The organism is Nostoc sp. CmiVER01, assembly GCF_034531135.2.
GTDB lineage: Bacteria > Cyanobacteriota > Cyanobacteriia > Cyanobacteriales > Nostocaceae > Nostoc.
Genome location: NZ_JAVRBU020000009.1, coordinates 121,373 through 140,218 on the forward strand (window position 1 = coordinate 121,373; position 18,846 = coordinate 140,218).

At 42.2% G+C, this 18,846-nt stretch carries 11 protein-coding genes; 5 read left to right on the forward strand and 6 right to left on the reverse strand.

Going from position 1 to position 18,846, the window contains the following annotated elements; genetic code table 11:
* Positions 1-138: 138 nt before the first annotated feature.
* A complete protein-coding gene (locus RMZ43_RS16840) occupies positions 139-1,311 on the reverse strand; it encodes an RpoD/SigA family RNA polymerase sigma factor (protein ID WP_322647192.1) in 1,173 nt (390 codons plus the stop codon).
* 799 nt (positions 1,312-2,110) lie between these two features.
* Here RMZ43_RS16840 and priA point away from each other — a divergent pair.
* On the forward strand, positions 2,111-4,777 hold the full coding sequence (gene priA / locus RMZ43_RS16845) for a primosomal protein N' (protein WP_322652508.1): 2,667 nt from the start codon (positions 2,111-2,113) through the stop codon (positions 4,775-4,777).
* A 136-nt stretch (positions 4,778-4,913) separates the two neighbouring features.
* Here the strand turns inward: priA and RMZ43_RS16850 are convergent, their stop codons facing one another.
* The gene (locus tag RMZ43_RS16850; RefSeq protein ID WP_322647194.1) at positions 4,914-5,588 is read right to left on the reverse strand and encodes a response regulator transcription factor; all 675 of its coding nucleotides are present in this window, start codon (positions 5,586-5,588) and stop codon (positions 4,914-4,916) included.
* Positions 5,589-5,685: 97 nt separating this feature from the next.
* Positions 5,686-6,789, reverse strand: coding sequence for a sensor histidine kinase (locus tag RMZ43_RS16855; RefSeq protein ID WP_322652509.1), 1,104 nt, complete (start codon positions 6,787-6,789; stop codon positions 5,686-5,688).
* An 885-nt stretch (positions 6,790-7,674) separates the two neighbouring features.
* Between RMZ43_RS16855 and kdpA the strand changes: the two genes are divergently transcribed.
* The 4 genes from kdpA (at position 7,675) to RMZ43_RS16875 (ending at position 13,984) form a co-directional block, all read left to right on the forward strand.
* A complete protein-coding gene (gene kdpA / locus RMZ43_RS16860) occupies positions 7,675-9,360 on the forward strand; it encodes a potassium-transporting ATPase subunit KdpA (protein WP_322652510.1) in 1,686 nt (561 codons plus the stop codon).
* 563 nt (positions 9,361-9,923) lie between these two features.
* Positions 9,924-12,029 carry a potassium-transporting ATPase subunit KdpB gene (kdpB, locus tag RMZ43_RS16865; RefSeq protein ID WP_322652522.1) on the forward strand — a complete coding sequence of 702 codons (2,106 nt, stop codon included), beginning with the start codon at positions 9,924-9,926 and terminating at the stop codon, positions 12,027-12,029.
* A gap of 43 nt (positions 12,030-12,072) precedes the next feature.
* Positions 12,073-12,672: a K(+)-transporting ATPase subunit C gene (gene kdpC, locus RMZ43_RS16870; protein ID WP_322652511.1), complete on the forward strand. Its 600-nt coding sequence runs from the start codon at positions 12,073-12,075 to the stop codon at positions 12,670-12,672.
* Positions 12,673-12,826: 154 nt separating this feature from the next.
* On the forward strand, positions 12,827-13,984 hold the full coding sequence (locus RMZ43_RS16875) for a universal stress protein (RefSeq protein WP_322652512.1): 1,158 nt from the start codon (positions 12,827-12,829) through the stop codon (positions 13,982-13,984).
* Between the two features lie 4 nt (positions 13,985-13,988).
* Here RMZ43_RS16875 and RMZ43_RS16880 read toward each other — a convergent pair whose 3' ends face one another.
* The 3 genes from RMZ43_RS16880 to RMZ43_RS16890 form a co-directional block, all read right to left on the reverse strand.
* Complete coding sequence (locus RMZ43_RS16880) at positions 13,989-15,485, reverse strand: carotenoid oxygenase family protein (RefSeq protein WP_322652513.1); 1,497 nt, start codon at positions 15,483-15,485, stop codon at positions 13,989-13,991.
* A gap of 133 nt (positions 15,486-15,618) precedes the next feature.
* Positions 15,619-17,034 carry a folate/biopterin family MFS transporter gene (locus RMZ43_RS16885; protein WP_322647200.1) on the reverse strand — a complete coding sequence of 472 codons (1,416 nt, stop codon included), beginning with the start codon at positions 17,032-17,034 and terminating at the stop codon, positions 15,619-15,621.
* A gap of 488 nt (positions 17,035-17,522) precedes the next feature.
* Positions 17,523-18,317 (reverse strand): hypothetical protein, encoded by a 795-nt coding sequence (locus RMZ43_RS16890; protein ID WP_322652514.1) that lies wholly within the window; start codon positions 18,315-18,317, stop codon positions 17,523-17,525.
* Positions 18,318-18,846: the final 529 nt, after the last annotated feature.

An 18,846-nucleotide genomic window follows, 5' to 3' on the forward strand; every position in this document is an offset into this window, starting at 1 on the left:
GCCATGCCGCAGGCTTTACGCTACGCTATCGAGCGTCGGGAACCTCCGCAACGCACTGGCTCTCCTACTAGATTTAAAGTTTTGCACTTTATTTGATCCGTGTTCGTTAAGGAAGCTAATTTAGCTTCGTATATGCAATTAAATCAACCAACCTTTTAAACGTTTGGCTATGTGGGGACGGCGCAATTTTCGCATGGCTTTGCTTTGAATTTGTCGCACTCGCTCACGAGAAAGATTGAACATGTTACCAACTTCTTCTAAAGTACAGGGTTCGCTGGTTGTCAAACCATACCGTAGAGAAATTACATCTTTTTCTCGTGGCGTTAACACGTCACCCAAGACTTCCCAAATCTCCTGACGCATCATGTTTTCATTCATTTTTGCTTCTGGAGACAGGTTATCTTCATCTTCTAGCAAATCCATCAATTCCGTGTCTTCTTCTTTACCGACACGGTGGTTGAGCGAAAGTGCTTGACGGCGTAGCTGTTGTAGCTGGCGTAGTTGTTGCACACTAATTTCTAAAGTTTCTGCCATTTCTCCTTCGGTAGGATTACGACAAAGTTTTTGCTTGAGTTCTCGTTGTGCTTTTTTCAGCTTGTTAAGCTTTTCAACAATATGAATAGGTAGGCGGATTGTCCGCGCATCGTTAGCTATAGCTCTGGTAATCGCTTGTCTAATCCACCAATAGGCGTAAGTCGAAAACTTATATCCTTTATCTGGATCAAACTTTTCTGTAGCGCGATTTAAACCCATTGCTCCTTCTTGAATTAAATCTAGGAAAGGCACTCCCCGATTCAGGTATCGTTTAGCAATAGAAACTACCAATCTAAGATTAGAGCGAATCATTTTGCGTTTCGCTACTCTACCTTGATACAAGCGATTTTCTAATTGCTTTTCCGTCATTTCTAGCTCAGAAGCTACCTCTACCTTGCTAGGTTCCTGTCCTAGTTTTAATTCTAAGGTTGCTTGTAATTCCCTAACTTCTTCTAAAAACCTAACTCGCCGCGCTAACTCTACCTCTTCATCAGCTTTTAGAAGTGGATAACGCGCCATTTCTTTAAAAAACGCGCCGACGGCATCATCATGCTCGGTTTTATTGTATCCCGAAGGGCGGGCCGCAGCCATCTCATCCCCATCGCGTTCGTCTGATTCCAGATTTTCTACTACAATTGGAGGCTCTTCATCTGCCACTGCTTCTAAAATATCGAGTAATGGTTCTTCAATATCAGCAGTATTCTCCAGTATTTCCATTTCTCCTAATTCAACAATATTCATAGTTTCCTTTAGGGATTGTTGCTTTGTTTGGTACATAATTTAGTTACAGCTACTCGTTTGAGGCTTGGTAGTTTTCCCTAAGGGACGAATGCACCCGTTTATATAGCTAAATTCAGGCTTATGCTAATTTTTCTTCAGGAATGAAAATCGGCATCTACCTAACACATATACGTTACAGTTAGATACAACCTATAACTAAACTGGCCTTCGCACCCAACAAAACTTTCTTCTCAGGCTCTCAATTGATTATATTCTTCATTTTTTTCTTAATTACCAAATATGTCAAACCCCCTCAAACTTTCTCAACCTTAACAAATATAGGAATCTCAGCTAACCTTCTAAATATCTTAAACTTTCATATATTTTTATAAATATTTTTAATGTTTATCCGTTGGAAATCACAGGATAAATTAAAAACTTGGTGCTGGAGTTATGCATTTCTGATTTCAATTTACCCAGATGAGAGAAATTATAATAATGGCAGTTTAACTTTAAGATATTCTTATTTGTATAAAAGCATCTCATATACAGAAAGGGTTGAATATCTATCGATAGGCGGAAAAAGGCTACTCCCTATTTAGTAGATGGAGCAACTGTTGCAGGAAGGTTTGACATGCTTTTATTTGTATAGTGGGTACCAAATATTTATTGCATGTATAGTTGATACGAATTTGTCTAGTAGATTACATAAGAGGAAACTTATCAAGTATTATGAAGGATAACAGTATTGGGAAATACCATTTAAGTCTAACAAAATAAAAAATTAGACTTAATTAAGCTAGGCTATTTTTGACCAGCTATGTAAGGGAAATATCTAATTATAAAGCCAGAAACTATGTATATTAATGACGTAAAATTATCTCCTTTATTGGTAGCCCAAGCTAGTGAATCATACCAGTCAGGTATAACTGTTAATAGGTGGGTTGAAGTATTGGTAGACTGTCCAGGAAGTACAGGACTATTTACTTATCGATTGCCAGCCCAGTTAGAAATAAAACCAGGGGATATTTTGAGCGTGCCATTTGGAGCACAACAATTAGGAGCGATCGCAATTCGGTTACTGGCACAACCAAATGTCGATTTACCACCAGAAAAAATCCGGGAAGTAGAAGATATTGTCAGCGTAGGATTTTTCCCAAGTGCTTATTGGGAATTACTCAATCGAGTCGCTGCATATTACTATACGCCCCTAATTCAAGTAATCCGGGTTGCTCTGCCACCAGGGTTACTGGGGCGATCGCAGCGTCGCATCCGCCTTGTTGGAGGTAGAGGGGCAGGGGGTAAAGAGGCAGGGGGCAGGGGGACTCGGGGCCCCCACGGAGTGGGGATTGGGGGAGAGGGGGCAGGGGGGAGTAGTTATTTGCTGGCATCTTCTGATCCTTTAGCTTTTTTGACTCCTACTGCACGGCAAGTTTGGGAACTTTTGCAAGTGCAACCGGCGGGGGACTACAGTTTTGTCTACCTGCAACAAAAAGTTAAATCTGCCTATCGGGGAATTCGGGAATTGCTGCGATTTGGTTTAGTAGAAAGCTATTTAGAACCGCCGCGACTAACTCGACCAAAGCTGCAAAAAGCAGTCACGCTTACAGGTATAATTGACCACGAATTAACTACTCGCCAAAGAGAGATTTTGGAAGTGCTGCGGCGGCATAATGGCGAGTTGTGGCAAAATGAATTACTACAAATTTGTAATGCTAGTTCTTCTATCCTCAAGACGTTGACACAAAAGGGTTACATCGTCATCGAAGAACGGGAAGTATTGCGAACCGAACAGGGGCCAGCATTAGCAGGCGATGGGGCTAAATCTTTAACTATTGCTCAAGCTAGCGCCTTAGAAACAATCCAGACACTAGATGGGTTTGCTGAAGTTTTATTGCATGGGGTGACAGGTTCAGGAAAAACAGAAGTATATTTGCAAGCGATCGCACCTCTCCTCAACCAAGGCAAATCCGCCCTTGTTTTAGTCCCAGAAATTGGACTGACACCCCAGCTAACCGATCGTTTTCGCGCCCGTTTTGGTAATAAAGTCAGCGTTTATCACAGCGCCCTCTCCGATGGTGAACGTTACGACACTTGGCGACAAATGCTCACCGGAGAACCTCAAGTTGTCATTGGTACGCGCAGTGCAGTTTTCGCCCCTTTGCCTAACCTGGGTTTAATTATTTTAGATGAAGAACACGACAGCAGCTTTAAACAAGACTCCCCTATACCCACCTACCACGCCCGTACCGTCGCCCAATGGCGAGCAGAATTAGAAAATTGCCCCTTGGTGTTGGGTTCTGCTACGCCCTCGTTGGAGAGTTGGGTAAGGGTGAGGGGGCAGGGGGCAGGGGGCAGGGGGCAGGGGAGCAGGGGAGCAGGGAGAGAATTCATAACTCCTCACTCCTCACTCCTCACTCCTAACTCTTCACTCAACACTCATTATTTAAGTTTGCCCGAACGGATCAACTCTCGGCCTCTACCGCCGGTGGAAATAGTGGATATGCGACAAGAGTTGCAGCAGGGAAATCGTTCTATATTTAGTAGATCGCTGCAAGAAGCTTTGCAAGAGTTGCAAGAGAGAAAACAGCAGGGAATTTTATTTATTCATCGGCGGGGACACAGTACTTTTGTATCTTGCCGCAGTTGTGGATATGTATTGGAATGTCCGCACTGTGATGTGTCGTTAGCGTATCACCACAGCGAAGAAAAAGCGCCGGAATTATTGCGCTGCCATTATTGTAATTATGCGCGATCGCATCCCAAATTTTGCCCTGATTGTAGTTCCCCTTACCTAAAATTTTTCGGTAGCGGTACTCAGCGAGTAACACAGGAACTAGCGCGACAGTTCCCAGAGTTACGCTTGATTCGTTTTGATAGCGATACCACCCGCAACAAAGGCTCACACCGTACCCTACTCACTCAATTTGCCAACGGCGAAGCAGATTTATTAGTAGGTACGCAAATGCTCACCAAAGGATTGGATTTACCCCAAGTAACACTTGTGGGCGTTGTCGCTGCCGATGGATTGCTAAATTTATCAGATTATCGCGCCAGTGAACGGGCATTTCAAACCTTGACTCAAGTAGCTGGACGTGCTGGTAGAGGCGACGATCCGGGGAGGGTGATTGTACAAACTTATACTACAGAGCATCAGGTAATTGCAGCAGTGCGATCGCACGATTATCACTCTTTCTCCCAAGCTGAATTAGAACAACGCCAAGCTCTCAATTATCCCCCTTATGGGCGGTTAATTTTATTGCGCTTAAGTAGTCTCGATCCTATTCAAGTGCAAAATACCGCGCAAATAATTGCCACAACCTTGAGTACAGAAGAAGAATTTGAGATATTAGGCCCAGCACCAGCAAGTATTTTGCGGGTAGCTAATCGTTATCGCTGGCAGATATTGATTAAATTTGCCCCCGATGCATTACCACAATTGCCAGATTGGGAAGAAGTGCGATCGCTTTGCCCTTTATCTGTGAGTTTAACTATTGATGTAGACCCATTAAATATTATGTGATTTTCTTGGGCTAAAAGATTGAGAAATCTGATTTATATAAAATAGTCCATTGATAGGTTTGTAGTAAGCACTTCAGTGCTTGAATATTTGAGGACTAAAGTCCTCACTACAAACGTATTTAAGATTGAATTTTAATCTAATTAATCAACAATTCTGGTGCTACCAATCCTTTTTGGATAGCTAAAACTGCGGCTTGAGTGCGATCGCGTACTTCTAGTTTCTGTAAAATAGTGTGGACATGAACCCGCACTGTACCAGGGGCAATGTAGAGAATTTCAGCAATTTCTTGATTACTTTTGCCAGTTGCTACGAGTGCTAAAATTTCTTGCTCCCGCTTTGTTAGAGGATTTTCTAAGGATTCCTCAGTTTTTGCAGGCAGCATAAAAGTAGAATTGCCCTCAAAAGCTGCTCTAATTTCTGTTGTTGCTGTTTGATCCCACCAAGAAGCCCCTGCTGCAACCGATCGCACTGCTAATATTAAAGACTCAGCCGGAATACCTTTGAGGCAGTAACCTTGGGCCCCGGCGGCAATTAACCGCGAAATCAGGGGTTTTTCAGAACGAGAGGTTAAAACAAGAATTGGTAAATTTGGGTGCTTCTGCTTGATTTGGCGACAAGCCTCAATCCCGCCAATCCCCGGTAAACCTATATCCAGCAAGACCAAATCCAAGGGATAGCGATTTGCTAATTCTACAGCTTGTTCTCCATCTTCTGCCTCTGCGACAATCTCCAAAGTGGTTTCTTGTTGCAACCGCATCCGCAGACCAAGCCGAAATAATTCATCATCTTCAACGAGTAAGATTTTTGTCATTTGTCATTAGTCATTGGTCATTGGTCATTGGTCATTGGTCAGAAGTTAGCAATTATTATTCTCCCCCTGCCTCCCCTGCTCCCCCTGCCTCCCGCCCTCATCTCCCCGGTGGTGGACAAGCTGGGAGGCGGAAACCAAACAGTGCGCCTCGCGGTGAGCGATTCTCTGCCCAAATTGTACCCCCATGAGCAGTAATAATTTGCCTAGTTAAATAAAGCCCTAGTCCAGATCCTGAAACATGGCGATCGCTATGTCCTTGATAAAATCTTTCAAACAAGTGGGGTAACTCTTCTTCGGTAATGCCGGAACCAGTATCGAGTATTTTTACTACTTGATCGCTAGCATAACTTTCAAGTACTACTTCTACTTTACCGCCACGAGGGGTATGGTTTATACCATTACTCAGGAGATTGGTGAAGACTCGCCCCAGTTGCAAAGGATCGCCGTTTACCCAAAGAAAGCTGCGAAAATCTGATTCGCCATAGTGGAGAGAAATATAAACCTGGCGTGTTTTGGCTAGTTCAGTCAGGGTGGCGATTACCTCCTCGGCTACACTTGCCAAATTAACAGGTAATGACTGTAGTTTCAGCCCTTCGGCATCATTGCGGTATACATCTAAAAGTGTTTGGACTAATTGCAGTGTACTCCGATGACTACGAGCCATTGTTTGTAAGACTTTTGCTTGCATTGGCGTAATTTCACCAAATTGCTCATTTTGCAAATATTTCAGCGTTTCAATTGCTCCTAATAGGGGTGTTTTTAAATCATGGGTTAGGGTAGAAACAAAATCTTCACGCATGGTAGCTAGTTGTTCTTGGGAGCGTAATTGTGCTTGCGTATAAGCGATCGCTTCTTCATTGCGGTGGTTGCGATCGCTTAACCAACCAGTCACCACCAACGCCAATACTGCAATCAGCCTATTAGCCAACGTTGGGAGATAAAGTATTTCTCTTCCGGGAACAAGCAAGTCTAATAATGTTAATCCTGTAGCTGCAAGAGTGATACCCAACACAGCACCCCGATTCAATCGTGAATTTGCTAACAAAATCGTTCCTGTGTAGAGGTAGCCAAATACGTACTCTGGTGGTGTTGAAAATTCCAACACTATCACGATCGCAAAGGCGATCGCTATTAGCCCATAAGTCTCCCCACGCTCGTTTATAGCTTCTTTCATAGCTACTAATCGATTTAATATCTTCATTTCTCATTTACTAAAAAATCGTTATCCTACAATCTTTACAATTATTTAATTCAGCGATTATGATTTATCTGCAATCTATATCTGCAAATGTTAACTTGACCATTAACCCGAAAATTCTATCTTGTCCAGATGCAAAAACCGCGACTAGGGGCTAATAGGGCTATTTCGTTCTAGACATAAATTGCCCAGAACTAAACCTCTTTTATAGCTAAAGTCCGTTAAATCAATTCGCAATGGGCAACTCTTGGAGACGCTAAAAGCGAACGCCCCGCTACGTTCGCAAAGCGTCTCGTAGAGAAGAGAGCAATTACGTTTTGTGTTAGCGAGTCTGCGAGCATCCGGGGATTTAAATTTAGGCGTTCAATTCGCGCTGCCCTTCAAAGGGACTTAAACCCCCAAAGTTCGTTAAAACGGGCTATAACCTTTTCTCAGTCGTCTTTAGACGACTTTCGCTATTAGACTCAGAATTCATTCTGAGGCGGGCTAGTTGAGAATGAAATAGCCTTGGTTAACTGAAGATTGGGGGCTAAGTAGTTACCCATAAAGGGTGGAGTATTTACTACAACCTTCCCAAACTGTAATTCCTTTCCTAAAATTCTCTGGAATATTTATATTTTTTGAAAGTAGCAAACTTCGATAATGTATTGTATAAACAAATAATCCTAACTAGCGAGATAAATGAATTAATCATAAAAAATTAAATATTCTTAACAATAAATTGAATAAGTATCTGGATAGTAATAACTGAAAAAAGTAAATCCAGATTTAAAAATGACGGTGACATAAAATATCACCAAATCCCTCAAAATCAAATACCCCAACAGTTAATCTGTTATTTCTAAGAATTGGCTTGCTAGCACTTAAATTTAATTGAGCGCGAAATATATGGGACAAGGTTTTTTGCAAATTGGCTTAACGCTGTGTATTGTCATAGCAATCACTCCGTCACTAGGTAAATACATAGCGCGTGTCTTCTTGGGAGAAAGAACACTGCTTGATTTTCTAATGAACCCGATAGAGCGAAGTATGTTCGTACTAGCAGGTGTCCGCAGGAAAGATGATATGACGGGTTTGCAGTATATCCGGGCTGTAGTTTTTAGTAACTTGCTCATGGGTATTTCAGTGTATTTCCTGATATATTTTCAGAGACTCTTACCCTGGAATCCTAACGGCTTCGGTGCTATCAAATGGGATGTATTACTGCACACAACCATTTCCTTCGTAACCAATACCGGCCAGCAACACTATGCTGGTGAGACAACTTTAAGCTATTTTAGCCAGGTAGCGGCTTTAGGATTTTTGATGTTCACCTCCGCAGCTACCGGGTTAGCCGTGGGAATTGCTTTTATTCGTGGGTTGACGGGTAGAAAGTTAGGAAACTTTTACGTCGATCTTGTCCGTGGAATTACGCGAATATTGCTGCCAATTTCGATTATTGGAGCGATCGCCTTGCTTATAGCAGGTGTACCACAAACATTAAAAGAGACTTTAGTTCTGAGAACCTTAGAAGGTGGAACGCAATATATTGCCAGAGGCCCGGTAGCATCTTTTGAAATGATCAAACTTTTGGGCGACAACGGCGGAGGCTTTTTTGCCGTAAACTCAGCCCATCCTTTTGAAAATCCCAATGGTGCTTCTAACTTGATAGAAATGATCGCCATGATTTCTATACCAGCAGCCTTGATTTACACCTACGGTATATTTGCCAACAACATTAAGCAAGCTTGGCTACTTTTTTGGATGGTGTTTGTGATTTTTGTAGTTCTGGTAGGAGTAGCAGCCGTAGGAGAACTCCAAGGTAATCCCCTTGTTAATAACGCTTTTGGATTAGAACAGCCCAATTTAGAGGGTAAAGAAGTTCGATTTGGCTGGGCACAAACGGCATTTTGGGCAGTTATGACTACCGCTACTATGTCTGGTGCTGTGAATGGGATGCACGATTCTTTAATGCCGCAAGGAATATTTTCGACACTCTTCAACTTGTTTATTCAGGTTATCTGGGGTGGCCAGGGAACAGGAACAGCTTACCTATTTATTTACTTAATTCTCACAGTATTCCTAACCGGACTAATGGCAGGGCGCACCCCAGAATTTTTAGGACGCAAAATTGAAAAGCGAGAAATCGTTCTCGCCAGCGTCATGCTGTTAATTCACCCAATTCTAGTTTTGATTCCCAGTGCGATCGCCTTGGCTTATCCCATCTCCCTATCTGGAATTAGCAACAGTGGCTATCACGGTATTTCTCAAGTAGTTTATGAATATGCCTCAGCAGCAGCAAATAATGGCTCCGGCTTAGAAGGGTTGAAGGATAATACCATCTGGTGGAACTTGAGTACAATAGTTAGCTTAATTGGAGGACGCTACATTCCGATAATTGCCATCCTTTTGTTAGCTGACGGCATGTCTCGCAAACAACCAGTTCCAGAAACCCCTGGTACTCTAAGAACGGACTCTCTAGTATTTACTAGTATCACTGCTGGAGTGACAATAGTTTTGGGAGTATTGACTTTCTTTCCCGTTCTGGCTTTAGGCCCCATAGCCGAGAGTATGAAACTAGCATCTGGCAGTTAAAAAATTTATGACAAAAGAGACGCGATTAATCGCGTCTGTACAGGAGTTATGAGTTATAAGTTTGGAATAGTAAGAGAATACTAAAAAATAAATTATCCGGTTTCGTCGGTTTCATAGGGTGTGTTAGCTATCGCGTAGCGCACTCTACAGATTGGATCTGTTTTTTATTGGAAGTTCTTAATAACTCCCAATACTTCTCGGTTAAGTAGATTTTTAGTTTGGGTTGAAAGAAACCCAATAAAGCCCTAAAAATGTTGGTTTACTCTGTGGGATGTTGCTACATTCCTCAACCCAACCTACCAAGTAGTGCTTTTTTAAACTTAACCGAGCAGTATTGTAATAATTCCTAACTCTAGCCCTGTCAAGGTGATATGTAGCTTAAATTTCATATTCTCTCAAACAAAATCTTCGCTTGTTCTTTTAGAATTTTGAAAATTCCGAGTTCAAAGGCTCAAGTGCCGAGTTCAGAAGCTCGTAATGAATACAAGATTTAGCTTGACAGCGATACTCCTAACTTTTGTACAGACGCGATTCATCAGCGTCTGTAACTCCTAACTTTATTTATAAATCAAGTGGCAACTAACTTCAAAGCTAGACGGCCAAATCCTCGTTCTGGCGATCGCCGCCAAGCACGTAAAAAGGCCAGGACAATTAATAAGTGGCTGTACTTAAGGGCAATAAAAGATGCTTTTGTCAAGCTCAACCCTAAGTATGCAATCAAAAATCCAGTGATGTTTGTAGTTTGGGTAGGGACAATCATCATCCTATTGCTAACAATTGATCCCAACCTATTTGGCCCAACCCTGCAAAAGAACCCGCAAGTTTTTAACGGCTTGTTATCGGGGATTTTATTTTTTACAGTTTGGTTTGCCAATTTTGCTGAAGCAATCGCCCAAGGGCGGGGTAAAGCCCAAGCCGATGCCTTGCGATTAACGAGATCAGAAGCGATCGCTAAAAAAATTGCTGCCGACGGCACAATTAATGAAGTTTCATCCACCAGCCTTAAACAGGGCGATAACATCTACGTCATGGCTGGCGATATCATTCCCGCCGATGGTGAAGTAATTATGGGTGTCGCCTCAGTGGATGAATCGGCAATTACTGGGGAATCCGCACCAGTATTAAAAGAATCAGGTTCCGACGTTGCCAGTTCCGTCACTGGTGGAACGCGGATTATCTCAGATGAATTAATTATCCGCATCACTAATGACCCAGGTAAAGGCTTTATTGACCGGATGATTGCCTTGGTAGAAGGGGCAGAACGCAGCAAAACACCTAATGAAATTGCTCTGACAGTATTGCTGGCAGTTCTCAGCTTAGTATTTTTGTTAGTCGTAGTAACTCTACCCGCACTTGCTTACTATGTCAACAGTCCAGTTAGCGTGCCAGTTTTAATTGCCCTATTAGTAGCATTAATTCCTACAACCATTGGCGGCTTACTAAGTACCATCGGCATTGCTGGGATGGATCGAGTTGCCCAATTTAACGTCATTGCCACTTCAGGACGAGCAGTCGAAGCTTGTGGAGATATCAATACTTTAGTTCTTGATAAAACAGGTACAATTACTCTCGGCAACCGTTTGGCGGAAGAATTTATTCCCATCAACGGTCATTCAATGTCAGAAATTGCTAATGTTGCCTGGGCGGCTAGTGTATTTGACAATACATCAGAAGGTAAATCCATTGTCCGACTGGCAGAAAAGTTAGGCGCAAGGTTTGATTTCGACTTCAACCAGGCAGAAGGAGTTGATTTTTCTGGCAAAACACGCATGAGTGGTACAAACTTGCCTGGTGGATATGAGGCGAGAAAGGGAGCAGTAGAAGCCATTAAAGCATTCATCCGTTCCCGCAACGGACGCGATACACCAGAATTGGATGCTACCTACGAACGAGTTTCTCGCCTGGGAGGTACATCCCTAGCAGTTAGCTTAGATAACGAAATCTATGGGGTTATTTATCTCAAAGATATAGTTAAGCCTGGTATCCGCGATCGCTTTCTTGCACTGCGACGGATGGGAGTAGATACCATCATGGTAACTGGAGACAACCAGATTACAGCTTCTGTCATTGCTAAAGAAGCTGGAGTTGATGACTTTATCGCCGAAGCCACACCAGAAGACAAAATCAGCGTCATTAAGAAAGAACAAGCAGTAGGTAAACTAGTTGCCATGACAGGAGATGGGACTAATGATGCCCTAGCATTAGCCCAAGCTAACGTCGGCGTTGCTATGAATACAGGGACACAAGCTGCCAAAGAAGCCGCCAACATGGTAGATTTGGACTCCGATCCCACAAAACTGATCGATATAGTTAGCATTGGCAAACAATTGTTGATTACTCGCGGGGCATTGACCACATTTTCTATCGCTAATGATATTGCTAAATACTTTGCGATTATCCCAGTGATATTTGTCGCTGCTAATTTACAAAGCTTAAATATTATGAATTTGACTAGCCCTAATTCTGCTGTTTTATCAGCACTGATTTATAATGCTTTGATTATTCCCGCTTTGATTCCGTTGGCATTGAAGGGTGTGCGGTTTAGGCCGCTGAGAGCTAATCAGCTACTGGAACGCAATATCTTAATTTATGGCTTAGGTGGGGTGATTGCGCCGTTTATCGCCATTAAGTTGATAGATTTACTGATTACAATTGTGGGCTTGGCTTAAAGACAGTAAAAAATAAAATATTAGCAGCAATTGGAAAACTTTTATGGCTATTATTCGAGAAACTATTAGAGCAATTTTTATAACTCTAATGCTTTGGTTGTTAACTGCAATCATCTATCCTCTGATAATCCTTGTAGTGGGTCAAGTTTTTTTGCCCTACCAAGCTAATGGCAGCATTATGCCGAATCAAAATTATGAACCAATTGGTTCGGCTTTGATTGGTCAGTTGTTCACATCTGATCGATATTTCCATTCTCGTCCCAGTACTGTTAGATATAGCCAAGGCAAAAAAGCCAAGCCAACTGGCATCTCTGGAGCCAGCAATCTCGCTGCTAGCAATCCAGAACTATTAAAACGGATTCTAGAACAGGCAAACCAGTTGCGAGACGAAAATCTTCAACCGATCGCTGATATGATTTATACCTCTGGTTCTGGTTTAGACCCGCATATTTCCTTGAAAGCAGCACGGCAGCAATTGACGCGGGTTGCTGGTGCGCGGGGAGTAAAAGAAAATGAGATCCTACGTTTAATTAATAGATATACTGATGGCAGGTTTTTATGGATTTTTGGCGAGCCAGGAGTCAATGTTCTCAGATTGAATTATGCTCTTGACTTGCAAGATTTTTCTCGTCAGCCAAATTAGTAAATTGGGCATTGGGCATGGGAAAAAGGACTTGGGGACTCTTGAGAATTGGGGACAAGGGGAAAGACTTGTTGGAAGCTCTAAACTTTTGTCACCTTGTCCCCCTGTCCCCCCTGCTCCCTCATCTCCCCCACTCCCCACTCCCTATTTTCAAATGTCAGATAAAAGTAACGCTAGTTCGGCTGGTACTGCACCTTTAAATTCTGCAAGTTATTCGCATTATCCAAGACGGCGGCGGGGCAAGCATAAAATATTTATTGGCATGGCTCCAGGAGTAGGCAAAACCTACCGGATGCTGGAAGAGGGACATGCACTTAAACACGAAGGGCTTGATGTCGTTGTTGGGCTTTTAGAAACCCACGGACGCAAGGACACAGATGAGAAGGCAGAGGGGCTGGAGATTGTACCCCGTAAGCAATATCTTCGCGGTGAGTTGACGCTAACGGATATGGATACAGATGCAATTTTAAAGCGATCGCCCCAATTAGCCCTAATCGATGAACTTGCCCATACAAATGTCCCTGGTTCCCCACGCGAAAAACGCTACGAAGATGTAGAAGTAGTTTTGGCAGCAGGTATTGATGTCTACTCCACAATGAATGTGCAACATTTGGAAAGTCTCAATGACTTAGTAGCTAGAATTACAGGCGTGGTAGTCCGTGAGCGTGTTCCTGATAGGATTTTGGATGAAGCAGATGAAATAGTGGTAGTGGATGTTACACCAGAAACCCTGCAAGAAAGGTTATTAGAAGGGAAGATTTACGCACCAGAAAAAATTCAACAATCCCTGGATAATTTTTTTCAACGGCGTAACCTGATTGCTTTGCGGGAGTTGGCTTTGCGGGAAGTGGCAGACAATGTGGAAGAAAATGCGAACGCTACTACCCCCAATGGGCAATTTTGTAATATTCACGAGCGGGTTTTGGTGTGTATATCTACTTATCCCAACTCAGTACAGCTGTTACGCCGGGGTGCGAGGCTAGCTAACTACATGAACGCGCCGCTTTATACCTTATTTGTCGCCGATCCAGAACGTTTTCTCACCAAAGAGGAAAGCTTGCACATCCACACTTGTGAGAAACTCTGTAAAGAATTTGAAGGTAGTTTTATTCGTGTTACCAACAGTAACGTAGCAAATGCGATCGCCCAAACCGCCGAGAAATATCGGATTACCCAAATTGTAATCGGAGAGAGTCAGCGATCGCGCTGGCAAATGTTACTCAAAGGATCTTTGACACAAAAATTAGTCCGTTTGCTCAAAAATATAGATTTGCATATCATTGCTAGCGAAAAAATGGTTTCACCCAAATAGGCAATCAAATTTCCCCAAAAACCTCAGAAGTAAAGCTTCCATGCAAACCATAGGGGATATGATGCTTGAGATGTAGGCGAGCAATTACGCCTTTAGAGAAATCATTAGCATCCAAAATTACCAAATCTGAGCGATGATGGGCAGCATCATAAACCAAAGCTAATACCCAACCATCATCTTCTTTTTCAGAACCTGGGCGCGGGACAAAAATCGGTTCACCAATAAAACCACGGGGTGCAGCACTCCAAATTTGTCTTTCTCCAGATTCTAAATCAATTTTCAACAATGCTTGTAAGGGAGCATTACCAGTTTCTGCATGAGCCGCACCTATATATAGATATCGATAAGGGCGTCCCACATTCGCCGGATGTATACTGGGAAATTCACAACATCGGCTCTCAATCAATTCCTCCCCGACTGTCCCATCTTTTAGATTCAGACAAAATCGCCAAAGTTGCCCAGGAGAAATTGCCTCAAAATCAACTTGTCGAAAATCGCTTTCGGGTTCCACTTCTGGCAAATTTTGGTAACAAATAGAGTCAATCAAAACTTCGTCTCCTACCTCAAAAGCATTAACATGGTGGAAGACAAAACCAGACTTAGTTTCCAGAAATTTTATCTCTTCTTGCCCTTCTTTAGGAAAGCGGGGAATAATTATGATTTGAGTTGGCTGATTTGGCTGAAATTTGATACATTCTCCCGCCGCACGTATTCCCAAAGCGAAAGGTATGGGATTAAAGGTGACAGGATTTTGAAAGAATATGCAGTAATTGGGAGTAATAACAAAATCGTGAATGAAACAGAAACCTGGAACACTATGAGCGTGCTGTCTGATAATTTCACCTGCTAAGTTTAGCTCAAAAATAGTAATTGTGGTAGATAATCCCGGCTTAATTGAAAAGTTTACCAGGCAAGGTGCGCCCCCATCTTGGTCACAATTGTTTTCCACGCGGGGATGTGCAGCGAAAGCTTCACCTGCTGATAAAGCACCATTAAAATATTCATTTTCTAGCGTTTCAAGAGTGTAAGGATCGAGGCGATATGGTTCCGCCGCTTCCCAGAGGGCTAGCAGTTTACCACCCCAATAGATAACATTTGTATTGGCGATATTTTTGATTTTAAAGTCAAAAATATTAGCTAGCCAACCGCCAGGCTTCTGAGTGCCAAAAGTACCGCGATAGAGAATTTTTCCCGCCTTTTGTTCTGCCAAATAGCCAGTTGTGCGGACAAAGCGGTTGCGAAAATGAGCGCGACCATTGGTAATGGTAATTTTGCTAATCATCCCATCCCCATCAAACGGGTGATGAAGAGGTTGCCCATTCACATCAAGCAAACCAGGGCCATTTCTAAACAGCGTACCTTGTAATTCTTTGGGAATTTGCCCTTCTATATCATCAATCCAATAATCAAACTCTTGAGGGAGAGATTGATATCCTCCTTGCCAGTCTGCACGGGTGTAGGATTTTTCTTTAACTCGGCTTTCTTGACTTTTCAAATACATATACTTTGTTTTTTCTTGTTATTTTGCAAAAAAATTGGTAGCCGCTCGAAATAATTTACTTGCAGCTTTATTCCGCTAGTTACTACAACGCGATCGCAGCGCACTATCTCGAATTAGCGTGAAATTTATTACATTATTCGACTATTTTCGACTCTGGTTCTCTCAGTACCAACTCAGACATCAAATCTGGCAAAAACGCTTGTTCCTCATCTTTTGATGTCTCAGTTTCTTCCTCAGCAGCCGGTAGCCAGTTGATAAATGGTAGGGGTAACAACGTGCTGAGGTTAGTAATTAGCACCAATAGCCAAAGTGATTCAAAATTCGTGGCGGTGATGCCCAGCCAATAGGTGATTAATGCCCCGAATGCATGAGAAACCGTTCCTGCTGAATTAAAGACCGACATTAACAAGGCAAATAATGTCGCTTCCACACCAGAGGGACAAAGCCTTGCTGTTAGCACCATCACTTGCATAAAGGCAATTTTCCCCATCACAGTGAGAATTAGACTATCACCCAAACTAAACCAGTGGTCATCTATACCTAACCGCCTGTTTGTGTGAGTCACTAACAACAGCATCGTCATCCCTAAAATTGAGGAAAGGACGGTACTCCAAGCAAAAATCACACGAAAAGGGATGCTTTTGAGGAAACGTTGAAAAATCCAAACACCTGCTAGAGAAGCGAAACTTGTCACCAAATGCACCCGCCCCAAAAATTCTGGTTCAAAGTGAAGTTCGTTGGTAGAGAAGTAGAAAAAGGCTGAGTCAGCATTTGGGGTAGCTTGCCAGATGAAGATAAACGCTGTTGGTAGCCAAATACTTTTTTGGCTAATGGCTTGGCGTAGCTGCCCCAATTGATGTTTGATTGGTAAAGGGTTTGTCTGATTACTATCTTGAGGATCTTTGTTAACGGGAGACTCAGCAATTAACCAAGCGGCCCCTGAGACGATGAGAGGGAATAAGGCGGTAATTCCAAAGACAGTACGGGTAGTAAAGTATTGAAGCAGCAGACCACTAAAGTATGCTGTTATTAAACCTCCGATCGCAGAAGCACCCCAGCACAAAGATTGTAATGAACCGGCTTTTGCTTGCGATTCGCCTCTAGCTCGTTCCACAACTAGCGAGTCAACTATGACATCACTCATGGCGACACTAAGAGAACCAAGAGCGATCGCTAATGTAGCTGCCCAGCTAGTATGAACTATTGTGGCAAGACTCGCCCAAGATGCAGTTCCCAGTATCCCCGATAAAATCAAATAAGGACGCCGACGATAGCCAAATATAGGCAAGCCATCAGAGATGAAACCAAACACCGGCTTGATCATCCAAGGTAGGAAAACAATTCCCAACAGCGCCGACACCTCAACTGGACTCAGCAGCAGTTCATCTTTAAGGAAAAAGCTAACGGCTAGACGCGATAATCCTAAAATTCCTTGGACAAAATAAACAGTAAGAATTGCAATTAATTCTGCATTAGGTTCATTACCCAAGAAGATTTTTTGTGTTATTGAGTCTTTGACCTTGGACAAGCCAGATGATTGAAGCACCATTCGATAAATATTTTTTAAGTTTTATCTACTTTTCTATCATATCGATTCTTCAGAAGTATGCTTTAGGATCAGCTTTATCCCCAGTTAAGCCTATAGGCTGGGTGATAACGACACCTGCAAGTTGAAGCAGGAGGTAATCCGGGCATTGTCTGAGTGTTGTAGAGTGGCTGCTCATAAAATAGATAGCAAAAGAATTAGGGCGAGTTTACCTAAGTAAGCTCACCCTAACTTGTATCTAATATTTACTTATTGCTGGAACTTCTGAAATCCTCCCTACGACACACTATGCGAAGTCGAGCCTGGGAGTACGACACAGAGAAAATCAGGCAAATCTTACTGAGTTACAACTGGTATCTTTAATAAGATTGCTTTAAAACGGTGGTATGAAAGTGGCGATCGCTTGAGATTGACATTCCCGCAAATTTGATCAGAAGTGCAAAAGATGCTTAATGTGAACCATAAATTGTCTTATTTGCAAGCCGCTAGACTTATGACAATTCTAAAACTGACTTTTTCTTGACTCGACGAGTCATAACTGAAGCAGCACCCACAAAACCAATCACAAAAACTCCTAATACAGAAGAAGACTCAGGAACTGCTGTAATGACATTACCTGTGATACTCTTGTAGCCAGTGGCGACTGTGTGATTGTCTGATTCAAAACCAGTTCCGCCAATATTGGTGAATTTAACCTGGTCAAAAGTTCCGGCAACATCATAGAAGTTGATGAACGCATAGGGTTCTCCAGAATTTTGATTTTTGAATGCTGAATTAGGATTACCGTAGTAGCTGGTTTTATTTGGTAGCTTTGCGATATAACTAACCACATCAGCAGTGGTAATTCTTTCTACAAGATTACCTTTTGAATAAAATTCAAGTACGTTATTAGCGTCTCCCGCAGACCACCAAAGTCCAAAGTAACTTTGTGCGGTTGTTAAATTTAAGGTAGAAACCGTTTGCTGACCACCCGATCTGCTCGTATCTACGTCAAAATATTTGCCTGTTCCATCAGCACCACCATATTGGTCTTTATCCACGATTAAAGTATTCGTATAGCTACCAACATTAGTCCATTGAAAGCCTGTTGCACTGTAACCTGTTGCTAGTGTTGAAGCATCAAAATTTTGTACATTATAATTAAGAAGATTTGAGTAATTTGCAGCTTGTTTGCCTGCCTCTTCTATTGATATGGAAAAAGACGCAGCCATTACAGGGCGGGTAACAGTAGCCAAAGACAAAACAACACCAGAAGCGATCGCGGACTTAATTAAAAGACTTTTCATTTTACAAATCTTTCTCGTTTTAAAATCTTTCGTGTTCATGCCCATTGTGCGATGTGCTTCTAGATTCCAACATCAGAGGGATTACTACTTTTTCTATTTGATTATACTTAGGCAAATAATGTAACATATACTGCTGATTTGAAAGTGTAATCACTGTGATTATTTGCTATGATGTTTATCACTTTATGTAGAAAGCGCAAAGTTATCAGTGGTAAATTATAAACAAACTTTATTTATAAAAAGTGCGATTTTGTGATTTGCAGGCAGTTCATCTTTTTAGGGTTCTAGATAAAGAAGGCATGAGGCGTTGTGCTATACCAATTTATTAAAAACCTGTGCATATTCCTTGGCTGAATAGTTTTTCAACCTTACGCTCAAGATTATCTTGGTTTTTATTTAAAGTAATAAATTTAATTCTTCTTTCTGGTTCAAAGAAATAGCATTTTCTTTGACGGGTAGCTGTAGCCTGCTTCTCAACCCTTCCCTAACCATTTGTGTTTCTCTAGTCAACTATGCCACCTGAGTTTTT

Bases quoted from the DNA above. Each gene is read 5' to 3' on its own strand.
- RMZ43_RS16840 (WP_322647192.1), bottom strand. From the start codon at position 1,311: ATGTACCAAACAAAGCAACAATCCCTAAAGGAAACTATGAATATTGTT.
- priA (WP_322652508.1), top strand. From the start codon at position 2,111: ATGTATATTAATGACGTAAAATTATCTCCTTTATTGGTAGCCCAAGCT.
- RMZ43_RS16850 (WP_322647194.1), bottom strand. From the start codon at position 5,588: ATGACAAAAATCTTACTCGTTGAAGATGATGAATTATTTCGGCTTGGT.
- RMZ43_RS16855 (WP_322652509.1), bottom strand. From the start codon at position 6,789: ATGAAGATATTAAATCGATTAGTAGCTATGAAAGAAGCTATAAACGAG.
- kdpA (WP_322652510.1), top strand. From the start codon at position 7,675: ATGGGACAAGGTTTTTTGCAAATTGGCTTAACGCTGTGTATTGTCATA.
- kdpC (WP_322652511.1), top strand. From the start codon at position 12,073: ATGGCTATTATTCGAGAAACTATTAGAGCAATTTTTATAACTCTAATG.
- RMZ43_RS16875 (WP_322652512.1), top strand. From the start codon at position 12,827: ATGTCAGATAAAAGTAACGCTAGTTCGGCTGGTACTGCACCTTTAAAT.
- RMZ43_RS16880 (WP_322652513.1), bottom strand. From the start codon at position 15,485: ATGTATTTGAAAAGTCAAGAAAGCCGAGTTAAAGAAAAATCCTACACC.
- RMZ43_RS16885 (WP_322647200.1), bottom strand. From the start codon at position 17,034: ATGGTGCTTCAATCATCTGGCTTGTCCAAGGTCAAAGACTCAATAACA.
- RMZ43_RS16890 (WP_322652514.1), bottom strand. From the start codon at position 18,317: ATGAAAAGTCTTTTAATTAAGTCCGCGATCGCTTCTGGTGTTGTTTTG.